The organism is Marinobacterium profundum, assembly GCF_001528745.1.
Lineage (GTDB): Bacteria > Pseudomonadota > Gammaproteobacteria > Pseudomonadales > Balneatricaceae > Marinobacterium_A > Marinobacterium_A profundum.
On sequence record NZ_BCNS01000059.1, the window covers coordinates 1 to 1,366 of the forward strand.

The window sequence follows — 1,366 nt, forward strand, 5'->3', positions numbered from 1 at the left end:
CCTAGCCCCTAGCCCCTTAAGGCTAGCCGGAAAGATCGGCGACTTCCGCAGCGGTCAGTTCGCGGCTCTGCCCGGGTTCAAGCTCTGCGTCCAGTACAAGGTTACCGATCGCACAGCGGTGCAGTGCCAGCACGGGATTGCGAAAGCGGCCGAACATCCGCTTGATCTGATGATAGCGCCCTTCAGTGAGGGTCACTTCGGCGACCCTGGTATCCAGTATGCGCAGGCCCGCAGGCCGGGTAGTGATGCCTTCGTAATCGAAATACATGCCATCGGCGAAGGCCTGGATATATTCCTCGTCTAGGGGGTTGGCCAGGGTGACTCTGTATCTTTTGCAGACGCCGGAATCAGGCGCGCTCAGGCCGCGAGACCAGCGACCATCGTTGGTCAGCAGCAGCAGGCCCGAGGAGTTCAGATCCAGCCGCCCGGCGATGTGCAGGCTCTCACGGTAGTCGGCCTGCAACAGGTCGATTACCGTGCGGTGTTCGTCATCCTTGGTGGCGCTCACCACGCCCACGGGCTTGTGCAGCATGACATAGCGCGGCGTATTGGCTTGCAGCACCTGACCGTCGAGCAGCACCTGGCTGAACTCACCCACCGACAGCTGGATATCCGTTGCCGGAACGCCATCCACCTGCACCCGCCCCTGGGCCAGCAGCAGCCGCACATCCTTGCGTTTGATACCGGTGTGCACGCTGATAAAGCGATCGAGGCGCGAAAACCTGGACTCCACCTTACTGGCTGTTATTAATGCTGAGCGCCATGGCTTCGGCGATACGAATGCCATCGATCGCCGCCGACATAATGCCGCCGGCGTAGCCCGCACCTTCGCCCGCAGGGTAAAGCCCGCGGGTATTAAGGCTCTGCAGGTCGTCGCCGCGCTTGATATTAACCGGCGACGAGGTGCGGGTTTCGATGCCGGTGAGAAGGGCATCTTCCAGCGCAAATCCACGGATCTTGCGGTTAAAAGCCGGGATCGCCTCACGCAGGGCTTCAATACAGAAGTCCGGCAGCGCCACCGACAGATCGGTCAGCTTAATGCCCGGCTTGAACGAAGGCTCCACACTGCCGAGCTGCTCAGATGAAACACCCTTGAGGAAGTCGCCGACCTTCTGCGCCGGCGCATCATAGTTGGCACCGCCCAGCTCATAGGCGAGGCTTTCGAGCTGGCGCTGAAAATCTATGCCGGCCAGCGGATGACCCGGGTAATCGGACGGATCTATGCCCACCACCACGGCGCTGTTGGCGTTGCGCTCGTTGCGTGAGTATTGGCTCATGCCATTGGTGACAACGCGATTTTCTTCCGAGGTCGCCGCCACTACAGTGCCGCCTGGGCCACTCCAGATCCCGGAACACGCACGCCCAA

2 protein-coding genes are annotated in these 1,366 nt (G+C 61.1%); both read right to left on the reverse strand.

Annotated elements, in window-relative coordinates:
* Nucleotides 1–22: 22 nt before the first annotated feature.
* Complete coding sequence (locus tag MPRO_RS02860) at nt 23–733, reverse strand: pseudouridine synthase (RefSeq protein ID WP_067286670.1); 711 nt, start codon at nt 731–733, stop codon at nt 23–25.
* 1 nt (nt 734) lies between these two features.
* Nucleotides 735–1,366 (reverse strand): NAD(P)/FAD-dependent oxidoreductase (locus MPRO_RS02865; RefSeq protein WP_369406722.1); only part of this gene is annotated, 632 nt, incomplete at its 5' end.